Raw genomic sequence first — 25,607 nt, forward strand, 5'->3', positions numbered from 1 at the left:
GATATTGGTACCAACGGACCGCGTGCCATTGTTTTACTCCTAATGGTCTTAACCCGGATTCACCCCCCAGAACCCGGGTTTTTTTTGCCTGCGATTTAACCTTTTACGTGTGCCAGCGGGAACAGCCGCTTGAAATTGGCGGTGGTCTGCTCGGCAAACCGCTCGTAGGGCTCACCACGCAACATTGCCAGAAATTCCGCAACTTCACGCACGTACTGCGGCAGGTTTGGCTTGCCGCGATAAGGGATCGGCGCCAGGTACGGCGAGTCGGTTTCCACCAGCAAGCGGTCGGCAGGCACCTTGCTGGCCACATCGCGCAACGCATCGGCATTGCGGAAAGTGACAATCCCGGACAGGGAAATGTAATAGCCCATGTCCAGCGCAGCCTTGGCCATTTCCCAGTCTTCGGTAAAGCAATGCAATACGCCCGCCTGGGGCAGCGCCGCTTCACGCAGCAAGTCCAGGGTATCGGTACGAGCGCCACGGGTGTGGATGATCACCGGTTTGCCGGTCTGCTGCGCCGCTTGCAGGTGCAGGCGGAAGGACTCCTGCTGCAACTCTGCCGCTTCCGGCTCGTAGTGGTAATCAAGGCCGGTTTCGCCAATGGCGACGACCCGCGGGTGATTGAGCTCGTGCAACAGCCAGTCCAGCGCCGGCGCGGCGCCTGGCTGCAAATCCAGAGGGTGTACGCCCACAGAGCAGTCGACGTCGTCATAACGCTCGGCCAGGGCCTTGACGTCGGCTGCGTTGTCCGCGCTGACGCCGATACACAGAAAGTGCCCTACCCCGCGCTGTCGGGCGGCATCCAGGGCAGCGTCCAGGGAGCCGTCGTGGGCGGCCAGGTCAAGGCGATCAAGGTGACAATGGGAATCTACGAGCATAAAGGGCTGCAACTTGTATCGAATGGGTGGGACGGTCGGGTTACTCGGAGTCTAGGCGCTGACAGTCATCGTTGGCCAGGCAACGACACCCACTGCACCAGCAATGCCTCCAGCAGCAAGGCCGGGTTGAGGTTGGCTTTGCTCAGGACTTTCTGGCGCTGGGCGAGTATCCAGTCCTGAATATCGAGGACTTTGCCCTGGGCGCTTTTCTGCGCCAGGTATTGCACGACCTTGCGCATGTCGGGCAGGCCGAGGCCGGCTTCGTCCTGGGTCAACTGATAACGCAGGATCAGGCTCGACCAATCGCAGAACCAATCGAACAGGCGCAGCATCGGAATGCTCTTCCACTCTTCGGCCAGTTGCGTTGGCGACTGCTGTTGCTTGAGGAGCTTTTTCACCCCTTCGACCACTTGCGAGCGTTGTTCACGCACGCCCTGGGCTTGAAGATTGACCGCCGCCAGTGGCGAACCGGCGGCCAGCGTCAGCAGTTCGACGCGCTCTTCTTCGGAACACTCCGGCAAAGCCTCGGCCAGCCACTTCAAGCTCATGGCCTCGCCCGGCAGCGGACAGGCCTGCTGCACGCAGCGACTCTTGATGGTTGGCAACAAGCGGCTCGGCTGGTGGCTGACCAGCAACAGAACGGTATCGCCGGACGGTTCTTCGAGGCTTTTGAGCAAGGCGTTGGCGGCGTTGATGTTCATCGACTCGACCGGCTCGATCAGCACCACTTTGCGCCCGCCCAACTGCGCGGTCTGCACCACGAAACCGACCAGGTCGCGAACCTGGTCGACCTTGATCGCCTTGTCGGCTTCTTCCGGCTCCAGGATGTAGTTATCCGGATGGCTACCAGCCTTGAGCAGCAGGCAGGATTTGCATTCGCCGCACGCTTCCAGCGCGACCGGGCGCTGGCACAGCAAGCGGGCCATCAGGCGCTCGGCCAGTGCGCGCTTGCCGATCCCGGCCGGGCCATGCAGCAGATAGGCGTGTGCATGCTGGGCGCGACCGGCCAGTTGCTGCCAGAGGCTTTCCTGCCACGGATAGGCCTCAGCCACGGCTCAACTCCAGCAGGCGCGGCAGCAAGGTATCCAGCGATTGCTGGACCTGTGCCAACGGTTGGGCAGCATCGACCAGCACATAACGCGCCGGATCCGCCTCGGCCCGCTTGAGGAAGGCATTGCGTACGGCATCGAAAAAGGTCCGGCCTTCGAGCTCAAAGCGATCCAGGCGACCGCGAGCACTGGCGCGGGCCAGACCCACCTCGACAGGCAGATCGAAAATCAGCGTCAGGTCCGGCCGCAGATCACCTTGAACGAAGGTTTCCAAGGCCGCGATGCGCTCCAGCGACAAGCCGCGACCACCACCCTGGTAGGCGTATGTCGAGTCGGTGAAACGATCACACAAGACCACGGCACCCCGGGCCAGCGCCGGGCGAATCACCTCGGCCAGGTGCTGGGCACGCGCCGCGAACACCAGCAGCAACTCGGTATCCGGGTTCATGACTTCGTCGACCGGAGCCAGCAGCACTTCACGGATGCGCTCGGCCAACGGCGTGCCACCCGGCTCGCGGGTCAGCACCACCTCGATGCCGGCGGCGCGCAAGCGCTCGGCCAGGTATTCGCGATTGGTGCTCTTGCCGGCGCCTTCCGGGCCTTCCAGAGTAATAAACAAGCCAGTCACAGGCAGTCCTTAGTCAGAGTCATTGCGAGCTTTTCGCCGCGCTTGCATCGGCGGCCGGCGTTTCAGGGGCCGGCGCAGGATCTTGCGGCGGTACCTGCGGCAGCGCCTCGGGAGCGGTGTTCGGCGAAGCGGCCGGGATCGGCGTCTCCTGCGAAGCCCTGGCCTCCTGCGTACCCGCCTGCTCAGCCTGGGTTGGCGGTGTCTCTGCCGTGGTAGCGGGCGCCGGGCTGGAGCGGTAATCGGAGCGACGCTTGAGCTGGAACTCCTTCACCGCATTGTTGTGGGCATCCAGGTCGTCGGAGAACACATGCGTACCATCACCGCGCGCCACGAAGTAAAGACTGTTGCCCTCCACCGGATTGAGCGCCGCATGGATGGCTTCGCGCCCGACCATGGAGATCGGCGTCGGCGGCAGGCCTGCATTCATGTAGGTGTTATAGGGCGTCGACTCCCTGAGGTGAGCCCGGGTCAGCTTGCCGCTGTAGCGGTCGCCGAGGCCGTAGATCACTGTCGGGTCGGTCTGCAGCAGCATGCCTATCGCCATGCGTCGCACAAACACACCGGCAATCTGCCCGCGCTCCTGCGGTACGCCGGTTTCCTTTTCCACCAGCGAGGCCATGATCAGCGCCTGATAGGGTTCGGTGTACGGCGCATCGGCGGCGCGCTGCTCCCACTCCTTGGCGAGCACTTCGTCAAGACGGTCGTAAGCGGTCTTCAACAACTCGAGATCGGACATCCCGCGTACATAGCGATAGGTGTCAGGGAAGAAGCGCCCTTCCGGAAAAATCCCGCTGTGGCCAAGCTTGTCCATGACCTGGCTATCGCTCAAACCGTTGAGGTCATGATCGAGCTTCTCTTCCTTGGCCAGCGCTGCGCGGACCTGACGGAAATTCCAGCCTTCGACCAGGGTCAGGCTGTACTGAACCATTTCCCCGCGTTTCCACAGGTCGATCAGGCCTTCGACAGTCATACCCGGTTGCAGGCGATATTCGCCGCTGTGCAGGGGTTGTTTGGCGAGATTGAAGCGCCAATACACACGCAGCCAGAATGCGTCCTTGATGACGCCATTGGCTTCGAGTCGATAGAAGGTGCGGGTCGGCGTGGTGCCCTTGGGCACATCCAGCAATTGTTCCTGGGCAATGTTCAGCGGCTGTACCAGCGCCGAATGAATTTTCCAGGCTGAAGCACCCAACAGCAGCCCCGCCAGAACCACTCCGGTTTCCAGCAGCAGCAAGAGTTTACGTCTCACGTATCAAGCATCCAGTAGCACACGGGCAATGGTTTGGAGTTTACGGGTGAGCGGCCCAACCGGCCAGTGAAGAGCAGCATAGGCGCGCACCGGCCAGATACCATACACGCTGTTGCAGACAAAGACTTCGTCAGCCCATTGCAGCTGTTCGAGGGGAATATCGGTGATTTGCGTGGAGATTCCCAGCGACTTGGCCTGAAACAATATTTCGGCACGCATCACGCCGGCCACACCACAGCGCTTGAGGTCGGCGGTGATGAGTACACCATCACGCACCAGGAACAAATTGCTGAACACGCCTTCAATCACGCGCCCGGCCTGATCGAGCATCAAGCCTTCGGCATGCTCGGTGTCCTGCCATTCGGCACGGGCGAGGACTTGTTCAAGACGATTCAGGTGCTTGAGGCCGGCGAGCAATGGCTGCCTGGACAATCGCGTGGCGCAAGGAAACAAACGAACACCCTGCTCGCCATGCACTGCAGGATAAGCCGCGGGTGGATTGCCTTGCAGGATGCGTCGGGCCTGGGCCGAAGGATCCGGGGCGTAACCGCGCAGACCGTCGCCGCGGGTGAGGATGAGCTTGAGCACCCCGTCACCCAGGGCTGCGGCATAGGCCAGCAGTTCGCTACGGACCAACTCATGATCGGCAGTCATTGCCAGACGCGAACAGCCATCCGCCAGGCGCGACAGGTGTCGCTCCAGCAACACCGGCTGCCCGTTACGCACGGCGATGGTCTCGAACAGACCGTCGCCATAAGCCAGGCCGCGATCCTTCAGCGACAAAGCGTCAGCCGGCTGACCGTCGACCCAGCTGTCCATCAGCCGGCGAACCGGCGGAACACCAGCGAGCCATTGGTGCCGCCAAAACCGAAGGAATTGGAAACGACCACATCGATATCCATGTTGCGCGCCGTGTGCGGCACGAAATCGAGGTCGCAGCCTTCGTCCGGCTCATCGAGGTTGATGGTCGGCGGCGCTACCTGGCTATTGATGGCCAGCACGCTGAAGATCGCTTCGACCGCGCCCGCCGCGCCCAGCAAGTGGCCGGTCATGGACTTGGTGGAACTGACGGCCAGCTTGTAGGCATGCTCACCGAACACCGACTTGATCGCGTTGACTTCAGCGAGGTCACCTGCGGGAGTCGAGGTGCCGTGGGCGTTGATGTACTGCACTTGATCGCCATTGATTTTGGCATCGCGCAGCGCATTGGTGATGCAGCGCGCAGCACCCGCGCCATCGGCTGGCGGCGAGGTCATGTGGTAGGCATCGCCACTGGTGCCAAAGCCGATCAACTCGGCGTAGATGGTCGCGCCACGCGCCTTGGCGTGCTCGAGTTCTTCCAGCACCAGCGCACCGGCACCGTTGGACAATACGAAGCCATCACGGCCCTTGTCCCATGGACGGCTGGCGCGGGTTGGTTCGTCGTTGCGGGTCGACAGCGCGCGGGAGGCACCGAAGCCACCCATGCCCAGGCCGCAAGCGGCCATCTCGGCGCCACCGGCAATCATCACGTCGGCTTCGTCGTACATGATGTTGCGGGCCGCCATGCCAATGCAGTGAGTACCGGTGGTACAGGCCGTGGCGATGGCATAGTTGGGTCCCTGTGCACCGAGGTGGATGGACAGGAAACCGGAAATCATATTGATGATCGAGCCTGGCACGAAGAACGGAGAGATCCGTCGTGGGCCGGTCTCGTGCAGCGTGCGGGCGGTTTCTTCGATATTGGTCAGACCGCCAATACCCGAGCCCATGGCCACGCCGATACGCTCACGGTTGGCATCAGTGACTTCCAGACCGGAATTGCGTACCGCCTGAAAACCTGCGGCCAGACCGTACTGAATGAACAGGTCGAGCTTGCGGGCTTCCTTGACCGACAGGTACTCCTCGACATTGAAGTCCTTTACCGAGCCGCCAAAACGGGTGGAATAGGCAGAAAGGTCGGTGTGTTCGATCAGACCAATGCCACTGCGGCCAGCCAGAATGCCCTGCCAGCTGCTCGGCACATCCGTGCCCAGTGGCGACAACATACCCATACCGGTGACTACGACGCGTCTACGCGACACAGCACTCTCCTTTTTTTTCAAATGACGACTTTGCATCAGGCCTAAAGAAAAAACCGCACGCCGTGATGGCAGTGCGGTTTTTCCATGACAGCGAGCAACGATTACAAACTATTACGCCTGGTGGCTAGTAACGTAGTCGATTGCAGCTTGTACAGTAGTGATCTTCTCAGCTTCTTCGTCAGGGATTTCGGTCTCGAATTCCTCTTCCAGAGCCATCACCAGCTCAACGGTGTCAAGGGAGTCGGCACCCAGGTCTTCAACGAAGGAAGCAGTGTTGACCACTTCTTCTTCTTTAACGCCCAGTTGCTCAGCAACGATTTTCTTGACGCGCTCTTCGATGGTGCTCATACCTTGTTTTCACTCCTAATGGACAAATTCAGGCAGCTGGCCAGTGGGTAAGTGTATAGAAAGGCTTTTCAGCTTTTCAACTGAAAGCTTCACTCCTCGAACCCGGTGACCCTCTGCCTATAAATAGATTGCAGCTTTATAACGGATTTTAGACAGCTCGTATGACATTTTTTTGAAGCAATCCGTCACATTTGAATTACATGTACATCCCGCCGTTCACCGGGATTGTAGCTCCGGTAACGTAAGCCGCACCGTCCGACGCAAGAAAAGCGACCACGGACGCGATCTCTTGAGCTTGCCCCAGACGACCCAGCGGAATCTGCGTCTGCAAGGCTTCACGCTGCGCCTCGGGAAGTTCACGGGTCATATCGGTATCGATGAACCCTGGGGCCACCGAGTTTACCGTAATCGCACGCGAACCGACTTCACGCGCCAGAGCACGGCTGAAACCTTCCAGACCGGCCTTGGCGGCAGCGTAGTTTACTTGGCCTGCGTTGCCCATGGCACCCACAACCGAACCAATACTGATAATTCGGCCCCAACGGGCTTTGGTCATGCCACGCAAAACGCCCTTGGACAGGCGGAACAGACTGTTCAGGTTGGTATCGACAACGTCATGCCACTCGTCGTCTTTCATGCGCATCATCAGGTTATCGCGGGTGATACCGGCATTGTTGACCAGGATCGCCGGCGCACCGAACTGCTCCTGGATGCTCGCCAGGACACTTGCCACGGACTCGTCGCTGGTGACATTGAGTTCCAGGCCAGTGCCTTGAATACCGTTTTCCTTCAGGGTGGCGGCAATGCGTTCGGCACCCGACGCGGAGGTCGCGGTACCGACGACGATGGCGCCCTGACGACCCAGTTCCAGGGCGATAGCCTGGCCGATGCCACGGCTTGCACCGGTGACCAGTGCAACTTTACCTTGCAGACTCATGCAAGTTTCTCCTGATTCAGGCCAACGCTGCACGGGCGGCAGCGAAAGCGTCTGGGGTATTGAGGTTGGATGTCGATACGCCTTCGGCGCAACGCTTGTTCAGACCGGCCAGCACTTTGCCCGGGCCGCACTCGACCAGATTGGTCGCGCCCTTGGCTGCCAGAGCCTGTACGGACTCGACCCAGCGTACCGGCTTGTACAGTTGTTCGAGCAAATCGCGCTTGAGGGTTTCCAGATCGGCCGGCACTTGGGCACTGACGTTCTGCACCACGGGAATCTGTGGCACCTGCCAGTCGATCGCGGCGATCGACTCGGCGAAACGCTCGGCAGCCGGACGCATCAGTTCGCAGTGCGACGGCACGCTGACCGGCAATGGCATGGCGCGCTTGGCACCACGTGCCTTGCAGCCTTCGATGGCGCGCTCGACGGCTGCCTTGGCACCGGCGATGACCACCTGGCCTGGCGAGTTGAAATTGACCGCACTGACGACTTCGCCTTGCGCCGCTTCGGCGCAGGCTGCCAGTACGTCAGCATCGTCCAGCCCCAGGATGGCAGCCATACCGCCCTGCCCGGCCGGAACGGCTTCCTGCATCAGTTGGCCACGACGCTCGACCAGTTTCACCGCGTCGCCCAGGCCCAGGCTGCCAGCGGCAACCAGTGCGCTGTATTCACCCAGGCTGTGACCGGCAACATAAGCCGGGCGCGCGCCGCCTTCTGCCAGCCACAGACGCCACAGGGCGATAGAGGCGGTCAGGATGGCCGGTTGGGTTTTATCGGTTTGATTGAGTTGCTCTTCCGGCCCTTGCTGGGTCAGTGCCCACAGGTCGTAACCCAGTGCATCGGAAGCTTCTTTGAATGTTTCGAGGACAACCGGATGTTGCGCGCCCAGCTCGGCCAGCATGCCGAGGGACTGCGAACCCTGTCCTGGAAAGACGAATGCGAGGGAAGCAGACATGTAACAAGCCCCTAATGATCTTGTCGTCGGAGAAATGGCGCCCCGCTTTGGGGACGCAAGAAACTGACAGTTGGATGGCCCATTGAACCAAGCGGTCACATTTAAGCATTGTCCGACGAAAACGCCTAAAGCAACAAATCCTCCAGACGACCGTGCAGGCGTTCGGGAAGATTCTCCTGAATCTCGATCAAGGCGCGCTGAATGGCACTTTGAAAACCCTGGACGCCGGCAGAACCGTGGCTTTTCACCACAATCCCCTGCAGGCCGAGAAAGCTCGCACCGTTGTGCCGGGCAGGCGCCAAATCGGCCTGCAGGCGCTTCATCAAGGGCAGCGCCAGTGCGCCGACCGCGCGCGAGGCCATGTTCTTCTTGAACAACGCCTCGATACGCCCGGCAATCATGGTCGCCAGGCCCTCACTGGATTTGAGCAGGATGTTGCCGACAAAACCGTCACATACCACCACATCCGCTTCGCCACGGTATAAACCGTCGCCTTCGATAAAGCCGATGTAATTGATACCCCTGGCGCCCTGCAACAAGGTCGCTGCCAGCTTGACCTGTTGATTGCCCTTGATGTCTTCGGTGCCGATATTCAGCAACGCCACTCGTGGACGGATTATGCCCAGGGTCTCGGCCGCTACCGACCCCATGACCGCAAACTGCAACAGATGCTCGGCACTGCAATCGACGTTGGCACCCAGGTCGAGCAATTGGCAGTAACCCTTTTGTGTCGGAATCGCCGCCACCATGGCCGGACGATCAATGCCCGGCAGGGTCTTGAGCACGAACCGCGACAACGCCATCAGCGCGCCGGTATTGCCGGCACTGACACAGGCCTGGACCTTGCCGTCGCGCAGCAGCTCAAGGGCCACGCGCATCGATGAGTCAGGCTTGCCACGCAAGGCCTGGGCAGGTTTTTCGTCCATGGTGATGACTTCGCTCGCCGGGGCAATCGACAGGCGCGCGCGATCCACAGCCGAATGGCCAGCGATCAATTCTTCAAGAAGGGAGGGTTGACCGACGAGGGTCAGGTGCAGCGAGGGCGTAGCAGACAGGCAAGCAAGACTGGCCTGGACAATGCTGCGGGGACCGAAGTCCCCGCCCATTGCGTCAATCGCGATGACTTGAGCGGACAAGTGATTACTCGTCAGCGCCCTTGTCGATCACTTTACGGCCACGGTATACGCCTTCTGGCGATACGTGGTGACGCAGGTGAACTTCACCGGTGGTTTTTTCTACAGACAGGGTGCTAGCCTCGAGAGCGTCGTGCGAACGGCGCATGTCACGGGCGGAGCGGGATTTTTTGTTCTGCTGAACAGCCATAATTGATTAACTCCTAAACGTTTGGGTCACGCTTTAACTGCGCCAATACACTGAACGGGTTGGACCGCGTTACCTCGTCCTCGCTCGGTTCGGGCTCATCGAGACCCGCCGGCTGCTGGCATTCTTCCGGATGATGAGCAGGCACAATGGGCAAGGCGAGCAGAAGCTCCTCCTCGATCAGTGACTGCAGATCCAAAGGATCTTCGCCCAGTTCCAGCACGTCATAACCTTTCGGCAACGACTGGGTATTCGCACCCTCCTTCACCACAGCGTAACTGCATTCGCTATGGATCGGCAGGGTGACCAGCTCAAGACAACGCTGGCAAACCATTTTGACTTCAGTGTCGATAAAGCTGTGGATGACCACAGATTTACGTTCATCTCGTTCAAAAACGAATTTAGCCTGCACCGTACCGACATTGTCGGAAAGCGGGTCGCAGAGTCTCTCCAAATCGGCCAGCAGCATTTCACCTTGAAGGGTGGTGCCACGATCAGCCAATTTGCGCGGGTCAACGTGAGGTGGAATCGGGTCATTCAACATAGGCGCAGCATTATAGGGATGCACCCGCCCATGTCAAAGGAAATTCAGCCCTGTCCGTCACTTGGAAGCCTCGCTAGAATTCGCACCTGCCTTATGGAGATGCGCATGCTGCCTTTATTACTCGCTTCCGGCTCGGTCTATCGCCGGGAATTGCTCGCTCGTTTGCAGCTGCCTTTCACGTGCAGCTCGCCGGATATCGACGAAAGCCATCGCCCGGGGGAATCCGCCATCGAGCTGGTCAAGCGCCTCGCCGAAGAGAAAGCCCGCGCCTTGGCCGACAGCCATACCGCTCATCTGATAATCGGTTCCGACCAGGTCGCCGTGCTGGGAGAGCGGATAATCGGCAAGCCCCACACCTTCGAAAAAGCCCGCGAACAACTGCTGGCCGCCAGCGGTGCCAGCGTGACGTTCCTCACCGGCCTGGCCCTGCTCAACACCCGGACCGGGCACTGCCAGGTCGACTGCGTGCCGTTCACCGTCCACATGCGCACACTCGACGCGAGCCGCATCGAGCGCTACCTGCGCGCCGAGCAACCCTACGACTGCGCAGGCAGCTTCAAGGCCGAAGGCCTGGGGGTCAGCCTGTTTCGCAGCACCGAGGGACCTGACGCCACCAGCCTGGTCGGCCTGCCGCTGATTCGCCTGATCGACATGCTATTGGCCGAGGGCGTGCAAATCCCGTAGGAGCCGGACTGCTGGCAAACCGGGTGACGTGGCGTGCCAGGCATGCCGCCATCGCTGGCAAGCCAGCTCCTACAGGTCGTGCGAAGGCAAAAAAACCGGCAATAGCCGGTTTTTTGTGCACTCGAAAGATCAGCGCAACGATGGACCGTTGAATCCCATCCACATTGCCAAGTGCTCAGCCACGCTGGCACCGAGTTTTTTCGAGAAGCGATCGAATGGCGACTCCTGAACGGTAAAGTCCACCAGTTCTTTCTCGCCGATCACATCCCGCGCGACCGAGCTGGCACTGCCCAGCCCATCGATCAACCCCAGTGGCAGCGCCTGCTCGCCGTTCCAGACCAGGCCGGAAAACAGTTCCGGATGCTCCCTGTCCTTCAGGCGATCGCCGCGCCCCTGCTTGACGCTATTGATGAACTGCTTGTGGGTCGTATCGAGCACGCCCTGCCAGAAGGCAGTTTCTTCCGGCTTTTGCGGCTGGAACGGGTCGAGGAACGACTTGTGCTCGCCAGAAGTGTACGTACGACGCTCGACGCCCAGCTTCTCCATGGTGCCAACAAAACCATAACCCGCCGCCGTCACACCGATGGAGCCGACCAGGCTCGCCTTGTCGGCGTAGATCTGGTCCGCCGCACTGGCGATGTAGTAAGCACCGGAAGCCCCCAGGTCGGAAATGACTGCATACAGCTTGGTGTCCGGGTGCAGGCCGCGCAGACGACGGATCTCGTCATAGACATAACCCGACTGCACCGGGCTGCCACCCGGACTGTTGATGCGCAGGATGACGCCCTTGACCTTCTCGTCCTCGAAAGCCGCGCGCAGGCTGCCAACGATATTGTCTGCGCTGGCCGGCTCCTTGTCGGCGATCATGCCGGTCACATCGATCAGCGCCGTGTAATGGGCGCTGCGAGTGGCGGCTTTTTCCATATCCATCAGCGGCGAAAACAGGGCAATTGCGCCGAACAGATACACAAAAGTCAGAAGCTTGAAGAATATGCCCCAGCGGCGGGACCGGCGCTGCTCCTGCACGCTGGCCAGCAGCGTCTTTTCCAGCAGCTTCCAGCTTTTGTCGTCACCGCTCTCTGCACTCGCCTTGGCGGGTGCCTTCCATTCGTCGGTCATGCCATCCACCCCAAAAACAACCGGTTAAGCCTGCTGATTCAGCCAGGCATGCAATTCTGAAAAGCGGTCGATGGCCAATCGCGGCTCATACAACCTCAACGCGTCGATCGATTGGGCGCCATAGCTGACAGCCACCGAGCCCATGCCGGCGTTGCGCGCCATCTGCAAATCAAAGGACGAATCACCGACCATCAGCGCCTGTTCCGGGCGAACTTCGCAATGGGCGAGGATCTGCTCGAGCATCAACGGATGCGGCTTGCTGGCGGTCTCGTCGGCGGCGCGGGTGATATCGAAGAAGTCTTCCCAGCCGTGGGATTTCAACACCCGATCCAGCCCGCGACGGGCCTTGCCGGTCGCCACGGCCAGATGATAACCCTCGGCACGAAATGCCTCGAGCGACTCGACCACCCCCTCGAACAGCGGCGAAGGCACAGCCTCCGACGCAATGTAATGCTCGGCATAGTGCTCGCGGAACGCGATCAACTCGGCATCACCAATCTCCGGGTACAGGGTGCGAATCGCTTCCGGCAAGCCCAGGCCGATGATGCCCTTGACGGCAAAATCGTCGCACTGCTCAAAACCGGAGCGCTGTGAGGCAACGTGCATCGCCTCGACAATACGGCCAATGGAGTCAGCCAGCGTGCCGTCCCAATCGAAGATCAGCAGCTTGTAATCAGATGGGCGCACTCAATCGCTCCACGGTTTTGGCCCACATTTCGTCAACCGGCGCCTGCAACTTCAACTCACCGCCATCGGGCAGCGGCACGGTCAGCATGTAGGCGTGCAGGAACAGGCGCTTGCCGCCCAGGTCACGGATTTCCTTGCTGAAGCCTTCTTCGCCATACTTGGTGTCGCCAGCGATGCAATGCCCGGCGTGCAAGGTATGGACGCGGATCTGGTGAGTACGACCGGTAATGGGCTTGGCTTCGACCAGGGTGGCAAAGTCGCCAAAACGACGCAGGACCTTGAACACGGTCACGGATTCCTTGCCCTCCTCCTCGTCGACCTCGACCATACGCTCACCGGAGCGCAGATTGCTCTTGCCCAGAGGCGCACGGATTTGCTTGATCGAGCTCGCCCAGTTACCGCGAACCAGCGCCATGTAGCGCTTGTCGACGCCATCACCGCGCAACGCGGAGTGCAAGTGGCGCAACATGCTGCGCTTCTTGGCGATCATCAACAGGCCGGAGGTGTCACGGTCGAGACGGTGAACCAGTTCGAGTTCCTTGCAATCGGGGCGCAACTGACGAAAGGCCTCGATCACACCGAACGTCAGGCCGCTGCCGCCGTGAACGGCGATGCCGCAAGGCTTGTTGATCACGATCAGCGCCTTGTCTTCGAAGACAATCGAGGCTTCGAGGCGCTGCAGCAGGCCTTGTGCCAGTGGCACCGGCTCGTCGCGCTCAGGCACACGTACCGGCGGCACGCGCACGATATCGCCCGCCTGCAGCTTGTACTCGGGCTTGATCCGCCCCTTGTTCACGCGCACTTCGCCCTTGCGCAAAATGCGGTAAATCAAGGTCTTGGGCACGCCTTTGAGTCGGGCGAGAAGGAAATTATCAATACGTTGGCCGGCATATTCCGGCGAGACCTCAAGCAGTTGTACGCCTGGAGTCGGGGGGGTAGTCGTCGTCATGCCGCGGATGATAACAATTTTTTATGGAATTGAAGCACTTAATCATTGCTGCTATAGTCGCGAACGCCGCCAAAAGCGGCCTGGACAGCGGACCAACGGTCAAAAACCGGCCCTGACCAACGCAATTCACCAGGACGCGAGGCCGTCCTACGGGGCTTTCGCTACGTAACGGTGGAGTTTGCAGGTGTAACGAGCGCAGGTGACATGAGGCCTGAATCACGCCACAAAGCAGAGTTTTCACTCGTTTTGCGAGCCATATTCACGGCCAGTTCACAAAGTGCAGTCAGCTGCGAATGACCCCGAGCGAAGGCATCGGAAACAACGCCTAAATTAGCCATGATGCGTGACCTCCCCTTTCGGAGCTCACGGTAAATGCCAACCCGCTGCGGATTCTGCGCGCGGCAGCACCCGAATTATCAGGGATACGTGTAGGGTGGAGATGCACAACCGCCGGACTGTGTAGCAACAGGCTTTCTCAAGACGCTTTATCTCGTCCACAGCCGCTGGTTGATTCCTCCTCCTGACTGAGTGCTTAAGTAGCCACAGCAAGCAGGACGCGTACGTCGCGATGAAGGCCCACATTGGCCGGACTTCGCTGGACACGGGAAATGGCCAACCACTCCCGACGCACCTGACACCGACCGTGAGAAGTCGTGTGTGCCGAACGCCGTTTCCGGCAGCCCGGAAACCGACGGTACTACATGAAAAGAATGCTGATTAACGCAACTCAACCCGAAGAGTTGCGTGTTGCACTGGTAGATGGCCAGCGCCTCTACGACCTGGACATCGAATCCGGTGCACGCGAGCAGAAGAAGGCCAACATCTATAAAGGCCGGATTACTCGCATCGAACCAAGCCTTGAGGCTGCCTTTGTCGATTTCGGCTCTGAGCGCCACGGCTTCCTGCCCCTCAAAGAAATCTCCCGCGAATACTTCAAGAAAGCCCCGGAAGGTCGCGTCAACATCAAGGACGTCCTGAGCGAAGGCCAGGAAGTCATCGTTCAGGTCGAAAAAGAAGAACGTGGCAACAAGGGCGCCGCCCTGACCACCTTCATCAGCCTGGCCGGTCGTTACCTGGTGCTGATGCCGAACAACCCGCGTGCCGGCGGTATTTCCCGTCGCATCGAAGGTGAAGAGCGCAACGAACTGCGTGAAGCCCTGAACGGCCTGGTTGCCCCGGCTGACATGGGTCTGATCGTGCGCACTGCCGGCCTTGGCCGCAGCAGCGAAGAAATGCAGTGGGACCTCGACTACCTGCTGCAACTCTGGACCGCCATCAAAGAAGCTTCGCTGGACCGTTCCGCGCCGTTCCTGATCTACCAGGAAAGCAACGTGATCATCCGCGCGATCCGCGACTACCTGCGCCAGGACATCGGCGAAGTGCTGATCGACAGCGTTGAAGCCCAGGATGAAGCCCTGACCTTCATCCGCCAGGTGATGCCGCAGTACGCCAGCAAGATCAAGCTGTACGAAGACAGCGTGCCGCTGTTCAACCGTTTCCAGATCGAAAGCCAGATCGAAACCGCATTCCAGCGCGTTGTCGAACTGCCTTCCGGCGGCTCCATCGTCATCGATCCGACCGAAGCCCTGGTGTCCATCGACATCAACTCGGCGCGCGCCACCAAAGGCAGCGACATCGAAGAAACCGCTCTGCAGACCAACCTTGAAGCCGCTGAAGAAATCGCCCGTCAGTTGCGCCTGCGCGACATCGGCGGCCTGATCGTCATCGACTTCATCGACATGACCCCTGCCAAGAACCAGCGCGCCGTGGAAGAGAAAGTCCGCGAATGCCTGGAAGCCGACCGCGCTCGCGTGCAAGTCGGTCGCATCTCGCGCTTCGGCCTGCTGGAAATGTCCCGTCAGCGCCTGCGTCCATCCCTGGGCGAAAGCAGCGGCATCGTCTGCCCGCGTTGCAACGGCACCGGCATCATCCGTGACGTTGAATCGCTGTCCCTGGCGATCCTGCGCCTGATCGAAGAAGAAGCCCTGAAAGACCGTACCGCCGAAGTTCGTGCACAAGTGCCGATCCCGGTGGCTGCGTTCCTGCTCAACGAAAAACGCAACTCGATCACCAAGATCGAACTGCGCACCCGCGCCCGCATCGTCATCCTGCCGAACGATCACCTCGAGACGCCGCACTTCGAAGTGCAGCGCCTGCGTGACGACAGCCCGGAAGCGGCGACCAACCAGTCCAGCTACGAAATCGCCGCTGCCGCTGCCGAAGTCGAAGAAGTCCAGCCAGCCGCTGCGACCCGCACCCTGGTTCGCCAGGAAGCAGCGGTCAAGACGGCGCCGGCCCGCGCCAACGCTCCGGTTCCGACCGAAGTGGCAGCACCTGCCCCGGCTCCGGCCGCCGTGCCAGAGCCAAGCCTGTTCAAAGGCCTGGTGAAGTCGCTGGTGAGCCTGTTCGCCACCAAGGAAGAGCCTGTTGCGCCGGTTGTGGTTGAAAAGCCAGCCGCCGAGCGTCCGGCCCGCAACGAAGAGCGTCGCAACGGTCGCCAGCAAAGCCGCAACCGTAACGGTCGCCGCGATGAAGAACGCAAGCCTCGCGAAGAGCGTGCACCGCGTGAAGAACGCGCACCACGTGAACCGCGTGAAGAGCGTCAGCCACGCGAAGTGCGCGAACCGCGCGAGACCCGCGAAGAAACGCCAGCAGTAGCCCGCGAAGAACGCGCACCACGCGCGCCTCGTGAAGAACGTGCACCGCGCGCTCCGCGTGAAGATCGCAAGCCACGTGGCGAGCGTGAAGAACGCGTTCGTGAACTGCGCGAGCCTCTGGATGCCGCTCCGACAGCTCCTGCTGCTCCGGCCGCCGCTGCTACCGCTGCTGCCGCTGAAGAGCGTCCAGCTCGCCAGCCACGTGAAGAACGCGCTCCACGCCCACCGCGTGAAGAACGTCAGCCACGTGCCGAACAAGCTGCCGCAGCCGCAACTGAAGAAGAATCGGTCACCAACGAAGAGCAATTGCCGGAAGACGGTCAGGAAGGCGTCGAAGGCGATCGTCCACGTCGCCGCTCCCGTGGCCAGCGTCGTCGCAGCAACCGTCGCGAGCGTCAGCGTGATGCCAACGGCAACGTGATCGAAGGTTCGGAAGAGTCCGAGTCCGGCGAAAACGCTGAAGCGCCAAGCACTGCCGATCTGGCCGCTGGCCTGGCTGTTACCGCAGCCGTTGCCAGCAGCGTGATCAGCGCTCCGGCTGAAGCAGAAGCCAACGTGCAAGCCGAACGCGCCACTGCCGCTACCCTGGAAACTGCTCCAGTCGAAGCGCCAGTCGTGGAAGCGACCACGCCGGTCGAAATCACCGCTGCGCCGGAAATCGAAGTAGCGCCAGAAGCACAGCCTGCCGTTGAAGCGGCTGCCGAGCCGGCTCCAGTGGTTGAAGCACCTGCCGTGGTTGCAGAAGCGGTTGTTGAAACCGTGACTGAAAACGTGCGTGAAGTTCGCGAAGAGCAAACCGCATTCAACTGGGTGGCCGAGCCAGCCGTTGCTGAAGGCGCTGCACCAGCTGCTGAAACTCAAGTGGCTGAAGCCATGGTTTCCGAGCCGGTAGTCGCCGCTGCAGAACCGGCTCCAGCACCGGTGGTTGAAGCGCCAGTCGTTGAAGCCCCGGTCGTTGCCGAAGCACCTGCTCCGGTCGTCGAGGCGGCTCCTGTCAGCGCCCTGACGCCAAGTGGCCGCGCGCCTAATGACCCACGTGAAGTGCGTCGTCGCAAGCGTGAAGCCGAGCGTCTGCAGAAGGAAGCCGAACTGGCTGCGCCTGCTGAAGCGGTTGTCGCTGCCGAGCCTGCACCGGTTGCAGCTGAAGTGGTTGAGGCAGCTCCTGCCCCGGCCGCTGAAGTGGCTGCCGAGCCGGTTGAGTCGGTGATCAACGAAGCGCCGCGCTCCGTTCAGGAAGCGGTAGAGCAACACGAGCAAGCCCAGGAAAAAGAGCACGAGCCTAAACCGCTCGTCTGATTCCATCGGCTACTAAAAAGCCCCGCCTGGTGATCCCAGGCGGGGCTTTTTTATATCTGGAATTCACAGCAACCCCTTGTGGGAGCGGGCTTGCTCGCGAAGGCGTTGGATCATCCAACATCTCAGTTGACTGTCAGGCCGCCTTCGCGAGCAAGCCCGCTCCCACAGGGGATCATCTCCGGCACTACTTGAAGACTAACGCCTGCGGCACATCCACATCCCACAACACGCCAGGATCATCCACTGTCACTTCAACCACCCGCCCTTGGGCGAACAACGGTTTGGCGCCACGATCCCCCGATAGCGCCATCAACCCCGCCGCGAAGTCCCGTCCGAACCCGACCGGATGCCCGTACTCGCCGTCCTGCACGGGCACGCTGATACTGTCTGCGCTGATACCCGCCACCACTTGCCCGATACTGGACTGCAGGATGAACGGCATATCACCCAGTACCATCAGCCAACCATCGAGTTGCTGGCAAGCAGCGACTCCAGCGGCAATGCTGTCGCCCATTCCCGTCGACTCGATCAATACGATCTCGCAGCCATAAGCCTGAGCCATGCGTACAACCTGCGGGCGGTCAGCGGTCGTCACCAGTACACGCTTGTCCAGTGCGACCGGCAGGTTAACCAGCGTGTGCTCAATGACGGACCGCACCGCGCCATCACGCCCGGTACAATCAGCGAGCAATTTATCCTTATCGGCGCCCGCCACCTGACGAAACCGGCTGCCCTGCCCCGCCGCCAACACAATGACGCCGATCGATTCACTCATACCCTCTCCTGCAAGATTTTTTTCTGCTTCAGTTCAACGCCATTTTTGACCGCCACGATTTCCGCCATGAGCGACAAGGCAATTTCCGCTGGATTATGGCTGCCGATGTGCAAACCGATGGGACCGTGCAAGCGGTCAATCGCCGGTTGCGACAAACCCAGTTGAGCGAGGTTTTCCCGGCGCTTCTGGCTGTTGACCCGCGACCCCAGTGCTCCGACGTAAAAAGCCCTGGAGTCGAGGGCCGTGAGCAGGGCCATGTCGTCCAGGCGTGGATCATGGGTCAAGGCGACAATGGCCGTGCGTTCATCGGTCTGGATATTCAATACCGCCTCATCCGGCATCCCCGAAACGAATCGTCCGTGCTGTTCCTCCCAGCCGTAGACGAACTCGCTGCGCGGGTCGCAAATCAGCACCTCGAAATCCAGCAGCCGGGCCATTTCCGCCACGTAGCGCGACAGCTGCCCCGCGCCAATCAGCAGCAGGCGCCAGCGCGGGCCGTAGATCGCGCGCAAGGTCTGGCCATCGAACGTCAACACGTCAGCTTTACTGGCAGGCTGTAAAAGCACTTCGCCGGTGGCCAGGTTCAGTTCCCGCGCAACGATTTCATGGGCCTCGCAACGGCCGAGCAATTGCTCGACCCAGTCCCCATCGTCGATACGCTCCTCGGTCAAGCGCAAGGTGCCACCGCAGGGCAAGCCGAAACGTGCGGCTTCCTCGCGGGTCACGCCGTACGTGATCAATTGCACCGGCGGGCCCTCAAGCGCGAGGCGCCCGTCGTGCAGCCGGGCGATCAAGTCATCTTCGACACACCCGCCCGAGACCGAACCAATCACCATGCCGTCTTCGCGCAAGGCCAGCATGGCGCCGGGTGCCCGGGGCGCGGTGCCCCAGGTTTCGACCACGCTGTACAACACCACCCGCTGGCCGGCGCGATGCCATTGCAGCACACTGCGCAGGACGTTCAGATCGGCGCTGTCCATCAGGCTTCGGCCTTCTGCCAGCCCGACAGTTGATAACGAACCGGCAGATTGCGAATGCGCTTGCCGGTGGCGGCAAAGATCGCATTGCACAGCGCCGGCGCAATCGGTGGCACCCCCGGCTCACCCACACCGCCCAATGGCACCTCGCCCGGCGGCGTCACCAGATGCACGGCCACCTCTTTTGGCGCCAGGGACATGCGCGCCACTTCGTACATGTGGAAGTTATCCTGCTGGACCTTGCCGTCCTTGAAGCTGATTTCCCCCAGCACCGCATTGCCCAGGCCCATGACACAGGCGCCTTCGAATTGCGAGCGAATCCGCTCGGGATTGATCTGCGGCCCGCAATCGACCGCGATGTCGGCCTTGTGCACCACCAGCGTGCCGTCGTCCTTGACCTCCACCTCGATCACCGCCGCCACGTACGTCACGAAGCTGTAATGCACCGCCAGGCCCAGGCCGCGCCCCTTGGGCAATTCACGCCCCCATCCGGCGGCTTTGGCGGCGGTCTCCAGTACCGTGCGCAGGCGTGCGGTGTCGATCGGATAACGCTCGGGGGATTCGCCGTAGTTCCACTCTTCACTCAAGGTGCGCGGATCAATCTGACGATCCGGGCCGAGCAATCTGATCTGGTACTTCAGCGGATCTTCCCCGGCCTTGTGCGCCAGTTCATCGATAAAGCTCTGGATCGCGAAGCCGTGGGGGATGTTCGACACCGAGCGATACCAGCCGACCCGGGTATGTACTGTGGCCTCGGGGTTTTCCAGGCGAATGTTGGGGATCGCATACGCCATGTTGGTGAATCCCATGCCCAGTTCGAATGCCGCCTCATGGTTCATGCCCGGCGCAAACAACGCGGTAATGCTCGGCGCCACCGTACGGTGCAACCAGCCGGACGGCAGGCCATCCTTGTTCAGGCTGGCCTTGAGGTATTCGGCGGACACGGTGTGGAAGTAGGAACAGTGGATGTCGTCTTCGCGGGTCCATTGCACCCGCACCGCCTTGCCGGGGAATTCCTTGGCGAGGATCGCCGCCTCGATGATGAAGTCAGGCTTGGACTTGCGCCCGAACCCGCCGCCCAGCAAGGTCACGTTGAACATGACGTTGTCGAATGGCAGGCCCAGCCTTTCACCAATTCGTTCCCGGGTGACCTGTGGTGCCTGGCTCGGCCCCCAGGCTTCGCACACACCGTCCTTGAACCGCGCAATGGCGACCATCGGTTCCATCGGCGACTGCGACAAATGCGGCAGGTAATAGGAAGCTTCCAGCGTGCTGGCGGCGCTGGACATCGCCTCGTCGATATTGCCGGTATTGCGCACCACCTTGCCGGGCTTGAGCGAGGCCGCTTCCAGTTCCTTGCGATAGGCGATCGAGTCGTAGCTGGCGTTGGGGCCGTCGTCCCACTCGATTTTCAGCGCCTCGCGGCCCTTGATCGCTGCCCAGGTATTGCTCGCCACCACGGCGATACCGCCGAGCGGTTGAAATTCCGAAGGCAAGGGCCGGCTTTCGATCTGCACCACCTTGACCACGCCGGGGACTTTCATCGCCGCGCTGCCATCGAAGCTTTTGACCTTGCCGCCATACACCGCAGGCCGTGCAATAGTCGCGTACAGCATGCCGTCGAAATGCACATCGGCACCGTACACCGCACGGCCGTTGACGATGTCTTCACCATCGATGGCCTTGGTGCCTTCCTTGCCGATGTAGCGGAACTCGGAAGGTTGCTTGAGCCTCAGGCTGTCCCGCGCCGGTACGGCCAAAGCACCAGCAGCGGCGGCGAGCGCACCATAATCCAGTTCGCGGCCTGACGGTTTATGGATGACTTTATGCAGTTGCGCATGGCACTCGCCGACCGACACTTTCCATTGGTCAGCGGCGGCTTGCTCCAGCATGGCGCGTGCCGCGGCCCCGCAACGACGCATCGGTTCGTACCAATGGCGCATGCTGCGTGAGCCATCGGTGTCCTGGTTGCCGAAGCGTACTTCGTCGCCCGGGGCCTGTTGTACTTTGACCCGCGCCCAGTCGGCTTCCAGTTCATCGGCCACCACCATGGTCAGGCTGGTGCGTACGCCCTGGCCCATCTCCGAGCGGTTGCAGATCACGGTTACCGTGCCATCGGCGGCAATGCTCACATAGACCTTGGGATCATCGACCCAGCCGTGGGGCATGCCGTCGGCGCCGAACTTTTTCTCTTTGTCCTCGGCAAATGCGTCTTGCCAGCCCCAGCTCGCCGCCAGCACTAACGCACTGGTGGCGCCCACGCCTTTGAGAAAGCCACGACGACTGAGATTACTCAGGGCGAAATCATTCGGTAACTGGCTCATGCCTTGGCCTCCTTCAGGTGAGTGGAGGCCTGGCGGATCGCCGTCTTGATGCGGTTGTAGGTGCCGCAGCGGCAGATGTTGCCGACCATCGCCTCTTCTATCTGCTCGTCGCTGGGGTTCGGATTGGTCTTGAGCAGCGCCGTCGCCGACATGATTTGCCCGCCCTGGCAAAAGCCACATTGGGCGACCGCCGTGTCGAGCCAGGCTTGCTGCACGACTTTACCGATCGGGTCGGCGTGCAGGTTGTCGATGGTGCTGACATTCTGCCCGACGACGGAACCGATGGGCGTGATGCAACTGCGTGCCGGAGCCCCTTCGATATGAATGGTGCAGGCGCCGCACAGGCCCATGCCGCAGCCGAACTTGGTGCCGTTGTAACCGGCCACGTCGCGGATCGCCCAGAGCAGCGGCATGTCCTCGGTGACGTCGAGTTGATGGTCTTGACCATTGAGCTTCAGGGTAATCATGGGCACGCCCGCATATTTCTTGAGTTATGGGGTCGAGCAATCTGCCGCTGGATCTCGGTGGGTCGCACGCAGATCGACTCAGGCTAATGGGCTCTCTTGTGCGGACGCAGACGTCTGCACCGGGCCTTTGGTGAAGCAAGAGTGTGCATCGTTAGCTGACTAAGTTAACCGAGCATTAACATCCCGGGAAACACCGATAATGCAATACCTGTAGGAGCCGGCCTGTCGGCGATGGACTCCAGTGCACCGCGTTTATCCAGTTGATACGCGTCATCGTTAACGACCATCGCTGGCAAGCCAGCTCCTACAAGGGACCGCGTCCTGGTCGAAATGATGTGAACGCCAAACTGTAGGAGCCGGCTTGCTGGCGATGGGCTCAGGTACGCCGCGTTTATCCGGTTCGTACGCGTCATCGTTAACGACCATCGCTGGCAAGCCAGCTCCTACAAGGGACCGCGTCCTGGTCGAAAATGATGTGAACACCAAACTGTAGGAGCCGGCTTGCTGGCGATGGGCTCAAGTGCGCCGCGTTTATCCGGTTCGTACGCGTCATCGTTAACGACCATCGCTGGCAAGCCAGCTCCTACAAGGGACCGCGTCCTGGTCGAAATGATGTGAACACCAAACTGTAGGAGCCGGCTTGCTGGCGATGGACTCAAGTGCACCGCGTTTGTCCGGTTCATGCGCGTTATCGTTAACGACCATCGCCGGCAAGCCAGCTCCTACAAGGGACCGCGTCCTGGTCGAAAATGATGTGAACACCAAACTGTAGGAGCCGGCTTGCTGGCGATGGACTCAAGTGCGCCGCGTTTGTCCGGTTCATGCGCGTCATCGTTGACGACCATCGCTGGCAAGCCAGCTCCTACCAGGGACCGCGTCCTGGTCGAAATGATGTGAACGCCAAACTGTAGGAGCCGGCTTGCTGGCGATGGACTCAAGTGCACCGCGTTTGTCCGGTTCATGCGCGTTATCGTTAACGACCATCGCTGGCAAGCCAGCTCCTACAAGGGACCGCGTCCTGGTCGAAATGATGTGAACGCCAAACTGTAGGAGCCGGCTTGCTGGCGATAGACTCACGTGCGCCGTGTTTATCCAGCTCATGCGCGTAATCGTTAACGACCATCGCTGGCAAGCCAGCTCCTACAGGAGACCGCGTTCTGGTCGAGAATGAAATGACCTCCAAACCAGAGAATGCCCCAAAAAAAGCCCTGCACAATAAACATCGTGCAGGGCTTTTTAATCCGTCTTGAAAGCTTAGCTCAATACCGGTTTGGTTCCATTTCCAGGTCGACATGGAAACGTTCTGAAATGTCTTTCTGGATACGCTGCGCCAGGTTCAGTAGTTGCAGGCCCGTTGCGCCACCATAGTTGACCAGCACCAGCGCCTGCAGCTTATGGACACCCGCGTCAGCATCGCGAAAACCTTTCCAGCCTGCCCGCTCGATCAGCCAGCCGGCGGCCAATTTCATCTGGCCATCAGGTTGCGCATAGGCCACCAGGTCCGGGTACTCCCCCTTGAGCCGTGCAGCCAGCGCCGCCGATACCAGGGGATTCTTGAAAAAACTGCCGGCATTGCCCAGTACCGCCGGGTCCGGGAGTTTTTCGTTGCGGATGCTGCAAATGGCCTGGCTGACATCGGTGGCGGTCGGATGCTCAATGCCCTGTTCGGTCAGGCGCTGACGTACCGGACCGTACTCCAGATGCAAATGCGCGGCGCGGTCGAGGGCGAAACGCACACGCAGGATCAACCAGCGTCCCGGCTCCTGCTTGAACAGGCTGTCGCGGTAAGCGAAGTTGCACTGCGCCAGGCTGAAGTCGCGCAGTTCGCCGGTCTGGCGATCGAGGGCGGTCAGGCCGGCGAATACGTCCTTGATCTCGACCCCATAGGCGCCAATATTCTGCATCGGTGCCGCACCGACAGTGCCGGGAATCAGGCTGAGGTTTTCCAGCCCGGACAACCCCAGCGCCAGCGTGTGCTGCACGAACGGATGCCAGGGCTCACCCGCCTCCGCTTCTATCACCACCTTGCCGCCGTCATCGCTCAGCACACGAATGCCGCGAGTGGCCATGCGCAGGACCAGCGAATCGATATCTGCCGTCAGCAACAGGTTGCTGCCCCCGCCAATCACCAGCACCGGGACCTTGTGCTCCAGCCCATAGGCCAGGGCTTCGCGCACATCGGCGTCGCTGTGGGCCTCGGCAAACAGCCGGGCCTGGACATCCACGCCAAAGCTGTTGAACGGCTTGAGCGAAACCTGCGACCGAACCTGCAAACTCATAACCGTCCCTTCAATTCGATCACCAGCAAATCGCTGGCGCGCTCGATCAGGTCCAGCACCTGTTCGAAGCCTTGGTCGCCGTCGTAATACGGGTCCGGCACTTCATCGATTTCCGACTGATAACGGCGCAGGAACAAATCCAGCTCTGCCTTGCCCTTGACCGGCTGCAAGGCCTTGAGGTTGCGCAGGTTGCTGTTGTCCATCGCCAGGATCAGGTCATAAGTGGCGAAATCGGCACGGCTGACTTGCCGGGCGCGCTGGGCGGACAAGTCATAACCGCGCAGCTTCGCCGCGGCCTGACTGCGCTTGTCCGGCGCCTTGCCGACATGCCAGTCGCCGGTACCGGCGGAGGCCACTTCAACCTGATCGACCAAGCCGGCCTCGCGCAACTTGTGTCGCAGCACGCCTTCGGCCGTGGGAGAGCGGCAGATGTTGCCCAGGCAGACAAACAAAACCCGCATCACGCCTCCAGCAGGCGACGAACGCGCTCAAGGTCTTCAGCGGTATCGACGCCGGCGGGCGGCGCGATCAGTGCGTCGGCCACATGAATCCGCACGCCGTGCCACAGGGCACGCAGCTGTTCCAGGCACTCGGTGTTTTCCAGCCAGCAGGGACCCCAGCTGACGAAATCCTGCAGGAAACCGGCACGGTAGGCATAGATGCCGATATGGCGGCGATACGGCACACCTTCCGGCAACTGCTCAGGGTTCACGGCGAACGCATCCCGCGCCCAGGGCAAGGTGGAGCGGCTGAATGTCAACGCCAGGCCATTGAGGTCGCTGACGACCTTGACCACGTTGGGATTGAACAGGGTGTCCGCGTCTTCGATCGGCTCAGCCAGGGTGGCCATGCGCGCTTGCGCGTGGGCGGCCAGGTTGGCGGCGACCTGATCGATCACGCTCGGCGGGATCAGCGGTTCGTCGCCCTGGACATTGACCACGATGGCATCGGGCGCCAGGCCCAGTTTCATTGCGACTTCGGCCAGGCGGTCGGTGCCGGAGTTGTGATCTTCACGGGTCAGCACCACTTCGGCACCAAAGCCTTTGCAAGCCTCGACGATGCGCGGGTCGTCGGTGGCCACCACCACCCGCTCGGCGCTGCTTTTGCTCGCCTGTTCCCAGACGTGCTGGATCATCGGCTTGCCGGCGATCAACAGCATCGGCTTGCCCGGCAGGCGGGTGGAGGCATAACGCGATGGAATGACGACGGTAAAGGCTGTGGTCATTTATCCAGGCGCTCGTCGGTGGTCAGGGTGCGAGCTTCGGATTCGAGCATCACCGGGATGCCGTCGCGAATCGGGTAGGCCAGGCCTGCGCCCTTGCTGATCAGCTCGGTCTTGTCGGCGCTGAGCTTGAGCGGGCCTTTGCAGACCGGGCAAGCGAGGATATCGAGCAATTTGGTGTCCATGAGCATTCCCTG

25 protein-coding genes are annotated in these 25,607 nt (G+C 60.9%); 2 read left to right on the forward strand and 23 right to left on the reverse strand.

Going from position 1 to position 25,607, the window contains the following annotated elements; translation table 11 throughout:
- Positions 1 to 95: 95 nt before the first annotated feature.
- From QMK54_RS23520 to QMK54_RS23575, 12 genes are all read right to left on the reverse strand, one after another.
- On the reverse strand, positions 96 to 881 hold the full coding sequence (locus tag QMK54_RS23520; protein ID WP_110661222.1) for a TatD family hydrolase: 786 nt from the start codon (positions 879 to 881) through the stop codon (positions 96 to 98).
- 65 nt (positions 882 to 946) lie between these two features.
- Complete coding sequence (locus QMK54_RS23525) at positions 947 to 1,933, reverse strand: DNA polymerase III subunit delta' (protein WP_320401438.1); 987 nt, start codon at positions 1,931 to 1,933, stop codon at positions 947 to 949.
- Positions 1,926 to 2,558, reverse strand: coding sequence for a dTMP kinase (tmk, locus tag QMK54_RS23530; RefSeq protein WP_110663211.1), 633 nt, complete (start codon positions 2,556 to 2,558; stop codon positions 1,926 to 1,928). The genes QMK54_RS23525 and tmk overlap by 8 nt, the downstream gene beginning before the upstream one ends.
- 19 nt (positions 2,559 to 2,577) lie before the next feature.
- Positions 2,578 to 3,807 (reverse strand): endolytic transglycosylase MltG, encoded by a 1,230-nt coding sequence (gene mltG, locus QMK54_RS23535; RefSeq protein ID WP_223591099.1) that lies wholly within the window; start codon positions 3,805 to 3,807, stop codon positions 2,578 to 2,580.
- 3 nt (positions 3,808 to 3,810) lie between these two features.
- Positions 3,811 to 4,626: an aminodeoxychorismate lyase gene (gene pabC, locus QMK54_RS23540; protein ID WP_223591097.1), complete on the reverse strand. Its 816-nt coding sequence runs from the start codon at positions 4,624 to 4,626 to the stop codon at positions 3,811 to 3,813.
- Positions 4,626 to 5,870, reverse strand: a complete 1,245-nt coding sequence (gene fabF / locus QMK54_RS23545; protein ID WP_007977050.1) for a beta-ketoacyl-ACP synthase II — start codon at positions 5,868 to 5,870, stop codon at positions 4,626 to 4,628. Before fabF ends, pabC begins: the two co-directional genes overlap by 1 nt.
- 111 nt (positions 5,871 to 5,981) lie before the next feature.
- On the reverse strand, positions 5,982 to 6,218 hold the full coding sequence (gene acpP / locus QMK54_RS23550; RefSeq protein ID WP_003175607.1) for an acyl carrier protein: 237 nt from the start codon (positions 6,216 to 6,218) through the stop codon (positions 5,982 to 5,984).
- A 196-nt stretch (positions 6,219 to 6,414) separates the two neighbouring features.
- Positions 6,415 to 7,155: a 3-oxoacyl-ACP reductase FabG gene (fabG, locus tag QMK54_RS23555; protein ID WP_223591095.1), complete on the reverse strand. Its 741-nt coding sequence runs from the start codon at positions 7,153 to 7,155 to the stop codon at positions 6,415 to 6,417.
- Positions 7,156 to 7,171: 16 nt separating this feature from the next.
- Positions 7,172 to 8,110 (reverse strand): ACP S-malonyltransferase, encoded by a 939-nt coding sequence (fabD, locus tag QMK54_RS23560; RefSeq protein ID WP_223591093.1) that lies wholly within the window; start codon positions 8,108 to 8,110, stop codon positions 7,172 to 7,174.
- Between the two features lie 125 nt (positions 8,111 to 8,235).
- Complete coding sequence (plsX, locus tag QMK54_RS23565; protein WP_110662400.1) at positions 8,236 to 9,246, reverse strand: phosphate acyltransferase PlsX; 1,011 nt, start codon at positions 9,244 to 9,246, stop codon at positions 8,236 to 8,238.
- Positions 9,247 to 9,250: 4 nt separating this feature from the next.
- Positions 9,251 to 9,433, reverse strand: a complete 183-nt coding sequence (rpmF, locus tag QMK54_RS23570; RefSeq protein WP_003179396.1) for a 50S ribosomal protein L32 — start codon at positions 9,431 to 9,433, stop codon at positions 9,251 to 9,253.
- 13 nt (positions 9,434 to 9,446) lie between these two features.
- Positions 9,447 to 9,974, reverse strand: a complete 528-nt coding sequence (locus tag QMK54_RS23575) for a YceD family protein (RefSeq protein WP_008050439.1) — start codon at positions 9,972 to 9,974, stop codon at positions 9,447 to 9,449.
- A 105-nt stretch (positions 9,975 to 10,079) separates the two neighbouring features.
- Here QMK54_RS23575 and QMK54_RS23580 point away from each other — a divergent pair, with 105 nt between their 5' ends.
- Positions 10,080 to 10,658: a Maf family protein gene (locus tag QMK54_RS23580; protein WP_223591091.1), complete on the forward strand. Its 579-nt coding sequence runs from the start codon at positions 10,080 to 10,082 to the stop codon at positions 10,656 to 10,658.
- 129 nt (positions 10,659 to 10,787) lie between these two features.
- Here the strand turns inward: QMK54_RS23580 and QMK54_RS23585 are convergent, their stop codons facing one another.
- From QMK54_RS23585 to rluC, 3 genes are read right to left on the reverse strand one after another with little or no spacing between them, the layout of a single operon-like run.
- A complete protein-coding gene (locus tag QMK54_RS23585; protein WP_320401439.1) occupies positions 10,788 to 11,777 on the reverse strand; it encodes a S49 family peptidase in 990 nt (329 codons plus the stop codon).
- Positions 11,778 to 11,801: 24 nt separating this feature from the next.
- Positions 11,802 to 12,464 carry an HAD-IA family hydrolase gene (locus tag QMK54_RS23590; RefSeq protein WP_110660034.1) on the reverse strand — a complete coding sequence of 221 codons (663 nt, stop codon included), beginning with the start codon at positions 12,462 to 12,464 and terminating at the stop codon, positions 11,802 to 11,804.
- Complete coding sequence (gene rluC / locus QMK54_RS23595) at positions 12,451 to 13,413, reverse strand: 23S rRNA pseudouridine(955/2504/2580) synthase RluC (RefSeq protein WP_320401440.1); 963 nt, start codon at positions 13,411 to 13,413, stop codon at positions 12,451 to 12,453. The genes QMK54_RS23590 and rluC overlap by 14 nt, the downstream gene beginning before the upstream one ends.
- A 701-nt stretch (positions 13,414 to 14,114) precedes the next feature.
- On the opposite strand from rluC, the gene rne reads away from it, so the two are divergent.
- Entirely contained in the window at positions 14,115 to 17,366 is a 3,252-nt protein-coding gene (rne, locus tag QMK54_RS23600) for a ribonuclease E (protein WP_320401441.1), read from the forward strand.
- A gap of 184 nt (positions 17,367 to 17,550) precedes the next feature.
- Here the strand turns inward: rne and QMK54_RS23605 are convergent, their stop codons facing one another.
- The 8 genes from QMK54_RS23605 to QMK54_RS23640 all read right to left on the reverse strand — a co-directional run bounded on the left by QMK54_RS23605 (position 17,551) and on the right by QMK54_RS23640 (position 25,595).
- Positions 17,551 to 18,141 (reverse strand): nucleotidyltransferase family protein, encoded by a 591-nt coding sequence (locus tag QMK54_RS23605; protein WP_320401442.1) that lies wholly within the window; start codon positions 18,139 to 18,141, stop codon positions 17,551 to 17,553.
- On the reverse strand, positions 18,138 to 19,121 hold the full coding sequence (locus QMK54_RS23610; protein WP_320401443.1) for an XdhC family protein: 984 nt from the start codon (positions 19,119 to 19,121) through the stop codon (positions 18,138 to 18,140). Before QMK54_RS23610 ends, QMK54_RS23605 begins: the two co-directional genes overlap by 4 nt.
- On the reverse strand, positions 19,121 to 21,442 hold the full coding sequence (locus tag QMK54_RS23615; RefSeq protein WP_320401444.1) for a xanthine dehydrogenase family protein molybdopterin-binding subunit: 2,322 nt from the start codon (positions 21,440 to 21,442) through the stop codon (positions 19,121 to 19,123). The genes QMK54_RS23610 and QMK54_RS23615 overlap by 1 nt, the downstream gene beginning before the upstream one ends.
- Entirely contained in the window at positions 21,439 to 21,909 is a 471-nt protein-coding gene (locus QMK54_RS23620; RefSeq protein ID WP_008046998.1) for a (2Fe-2S)-binding protein, read from the reverse strand. Before QMK54_RS23620 ends, QMK54_RS23615 begins: the two co-directional genes overlap by 4 nt.
- A gap of 1,259 nt (positions 21,910 to 23,168) precedes the next feature.
- Positions 23,169 to 24,188, reverse strand: coding sequence for a UDP-N-acetylmuramate dehydrogenase (gene murB, locus QMK54_RS23625; RefSeq protein WP_223593574.1), 1,020 nt, complete (start codon positions 24,186 to 24,188; stop codon positions 23,169 to 23,171).
- Positions 24,185 to 24,649 carry a low molecular weight protein-tyrosine-phosphatase gene (locus QMK54_RS23630; protein ID WP_320401445.1) on the reverse strand — a complete coding sequence of 155 codons (465 nt, stop codon included), beginning with the start codon at positions 24,647 to 24,649 and terminating at the stop codon, positions 24,185 to 24,187. Before QMK54_RS23630 ends, murB begins: the two co-directional genes overlap by 4 nt.
- A complete protein-coding gene (gene kdsB, locus QMK54_RS23635; protein ID WP_320401446.1) occupies positions 24,649 to 25,413 on the reverse strand; it encodes a 3-deoxy-manno-octulosonate cytidylyltransferase in 765 nt (254 codons plus the stop codon). The genes QMK54_RS23630 and kdsB overlap by 1 nt, the downstream gene beginning before the upstream one ends.
- On the reverse strand, positions 25,410 to 25,595 hold the full coding sequence (locus QMK54_RS23640) for a Trm112 family protein (protein WP_003179363.1): 186 nt from the start codon (positions 25,593 to 25,595) through the stop codon (positions 25,410 to 25,412). Before QMK54_RS23640 ends, kdsB begins: the two co-directional genes overlap by 4 nt.
- Between the last annotated feature and the right edge of the window lie 12 nt (positions 25,596 to 25,607).

This window comes from Pseudomonas sp. P5_109 (genome assembly GCF_034009455.1).
Taxonomy (GTDB): Bacteria; Pseudomonadota; Gammaproteobacteria; order Pseudomonadales; family Pseudomonadaceae; genus Aquipseudomonas.

What these genes read in the sequence shown, in the direction of transcription:
- QMK54_RS23605 (WP_320401442.1), bottom strand. Translation starts at nt 18,141, where the DNA reads ATGAGTGAATCGATCGGCGTCATTGTGTTGGCGGCGGGGCAGGGCAGC.
- pabC (WP_223591097.1), bottom strand. Translation starts at nt 4,626, where the DNA reads ATGGACAGCTGGGTCGACGGTCAGCCGGCTGACGCTTTGTCGCTGAAG.
- QMK54_RS23620 (WP_008046998.1), bottom strand. Translation starts at nt 21,909, where the DNA reads ATGATTACCCTGAAGCTCAATGGTCAAGACCATCAACTCGACGTCACC.
- QMK54_RS23580 (WP_223591091.1), top strand. Translation starts at nt 10,080, where the DNA reads ATGCTGCCTTTATTACTCGCTTCCGGCTCGGTCTATCGCCGGGAATTG.
- rpmF (WP_003179396.1), bottom strand. Translation starts at nt 9,433, where the DNA reads ATGGCTGTTCAGCAGAACAAAAAATCCCGCTCCGCCCGTGACATGCGC.
- QMK54_RS23585 (WP_320401439.1), bottom strand. Translation starts at nt 11,777, where the DNA reads ATGACCGACGAATGGAAGGCACCCGCCAAGGCGAGTGCAGAGAGCGGT.
- QMK54_RS23610 (WP_320401443.1), bottom strand. Translation starts at nt 19,121, where the DNA reads ATGGACAGCGCCGATCTGAACGTCCTGCGCAGTGTGCTGCAATGGCAT.
- kdsB (WP_320401446.1), bottom strand. Translation starts at nt 25,413, where the DNA reads ATGACCACAGCCTTTACCGTCGTCATTCCATCGCGTTATGCCTCCACC.
- QMK54_RS23615 (WP_320401444.1), bottom strand. Translation starts at nt 21,442, where the DNA reads ATGAGCCAGTTACCGAATGATTTCGCCCTGAGTAATCTCAGTCGTCGT.
- acpP (WP_003175607.1), bottom strand. Translation starts at nt 6,218, where the DNA reads ATGAGCACCATCGAAGAGCGCGTCAAGAAAATCGTTGCTGAGCAACTG.
- QMK54_RS23575 (WP_008050439.1), bottom strand. Translation starts at nt 9,974, where the DNA reads ATGTTGAATGACCCGATTCCACCTCACGTTGACCCGCGCAAATTGGCT.
- QMK54_RS23640 (WP_003179363.1), bottom strand. Translation starts at nt 25,595, where the DNA reads ATGGACACCAAATTGCTCGATATCCTCGCTTGCCCGGTCTGCAAAGGC.
- QMK54_RS23630 (WP_320401445.1), bottom strand. Translation starts at nt 24,649, where the DNA reads ATGCGGGTTTTGTTTGTCTGCCTGGGCAACATCTGCCGCTCTCCCACG.
- rne (WP_320401441.1), top strand. Translation starts at nt 14,115, where the DNA reads ATGAAAAGAATGCTGATTAACGCAACTCAACCCGAAGAGTTGCGTGTT.
- QMK54_RS23520 (WP_110661222.1), bottom strand. Translation starts at nt 881, where the DNA reads ATGCTCGTAGATTCCCATTGTCACCTTGATCGCCTTGACCTGGCCGCC.
- fabG (WP_223591095.1), bottom strand. Translation starts at nt 7,155, where the DNA reads ATGAGTCTGCAAGGTAAAGTTGCACTGGTCACCGGTGCAAGCCGTGGC.
- rluC (WP_320401440.1), bottom strand. Translation starts at nt 13,413, where the DNA reads ATGACGACGACTACCCCCCCGACTCCAGGCGTACAACTGCTTGAGGTC.
- fabD (WP_223591093.1), bottom strand. Translation starts at nt 8,110, where the DNA reads ATGTCTGCTTCCCTCGCATTCGTCTTTCCAGGACAGGGTTCGCAGTCC.
- murB (WP_223593574.1), bottom strand. Translation starts at nt 24,188, where the DNA reads ATGAGTTTGCAGGTTCGGTCGCAGGTTTCGCTCAAGCCGTTCAACAGC.